Below are 1,466 nucleotides of genomic sequence, written 5' to 3' on the forward strand. Positions count from 1 at the left end.
CCCGTTACCTTTTTGATCGTCCCCAGCCGGGGACCCTCGGTCGCCCGGCCCGGTATGACTTCCTGCCCCTGTCGTTCGGATGATCCGGGGGGTGTTGTCGCCGGGTCGGGTGGCGTCGGTGGACCGCTGATAGGGACACGGCCACCCGTGTTCGGGGTAGGTCTCTTCGTAACGTGGCTGCCGGCAGTCCGACGCTCAGACCAGCGGCCGAGGCCACGGAGCGATGCGTGGAGGCGGGTGTGGTGCACGACGGATACGGCGTCTACCTCGGCTTGGACGTCGGCAAAGGTGATCACCACGCGGTCGGGCTGGCCCCGGACGGCAAGCGGCTGCACGACGCGCCGTTGCCGAACACCGAGGCCCGTCTTCGGCAGTTGTTCGACGAGCTGGCTCGTCACGGCACGGTGTTGGTGGTGGTCGACCAGCCGGCCTCGATCGGCGCCCTGCCGGTCGCGGTGGCCAGGGCGTGTGGTCATCAGGTGGCCTACCTGCCTGGCCTGGCGATGCGGCGCATCGCTGACCTGCACCCGGGCACGGCGAAGACCGACGCCCGCGACGCCTACGTCATCGCCGACGCCGCCCGCACCCTGCCCCACACACTGCGCCGAGTCGACGTCGGTGACGAAGCCCTGGCCGAGCTGGAGGTCTTGGTCGGCTTCGACGACGATCTCGCTGGTGAAGCCACCCGCGTGTCTAACCGCATCCGGGGACTGCTCACCCAGATCCACCCTGCCCTGGAACGCGTCCTCGGCCCGAAAGTCCACCACAAGGCGGTCCTGGAATTGCTGTCGCGCTGCGGCGGACCTGCAGGGCTTCGCAAGGCCGGCCGCCGCAAACTGCTGTCCATCGCCGCCGTCCACGCACCCCGCATGGGTGAACGCCTCGTCGCTCAGATCATGACCGCGCTCGACGAGCAGACCGTCACCGTTCCCGGCACCAGCGCGGCGGAGACGATCCTGCCTCGCCTCGCCGACAGCCTCCGCGACACCCTGCGGCAACGCGATCAGGTCGCCGGCGAGGTCGAGAGGATGCTCGATGCACACCCTCTCGCCCCGGTCCTGACCTCGATGCCCGGCATCGGCGTCAGGACCGCCGCCCGGATCCTGCTCGAAGTCGGCGACGGCACCGCCTTCGCCACACCCGGCCACCTCGCCGCCTATGCCGGGCTCGCCCCCGTCACCCGACGATCCGGCAGCAGCGTCCGCGGCGAACACCCACCCCGAGGCGGCAACAAGAACCTCAAACGGGCGTTCTTCCTCGCCGCGTTCGCCGCCCTCGCCGATCCCGTCAGCCGCGCCTACTACGACCGTAAAAGAGCCGAGGGCAAGCGCCACAACGCCGCTCTCATCTGCCTCGCCCGACGCCGCTGCGATGTCCTGTTCGCCATGCTCCGCGACAAGATCCCCTACCAGCCCCGCCCAGCCACGCCGATCGCCGCTCGACGAAACCCATAGGGACACCCCCCC

General features: G+C 69.8%; 1 protein-coding gene. It reads left to right on the top strand.

What is annotated here, in order from left to right:
* Nucleotides 1-242: 242 nt before the first annotated feature.
* On the top strand, nucleotides 243-1,454 hold the full coding sequence (locus ACIA5A_RS30870; RefSeq protein ID WP_396768307.1) for an IS110 family transposase: 1,212 nt from the start codon (nucleotides 243-245) through the stop codon (nucleotides 1,452-1,454).
* Nucleotides 1,455-1,466: the final 12 nt, after the last annotated feature.

This window comes from Micromonospora sp. NPDC051300 (genome assembly GCF_044455315.1).
Taxonomy (GTDB): domain Bacteria; phylum Actinomycetota; class Actinomycetes; order Mycobacteriales; family Micromonosporaceae; genus Micromonospora; species Micromonospora robiginosa.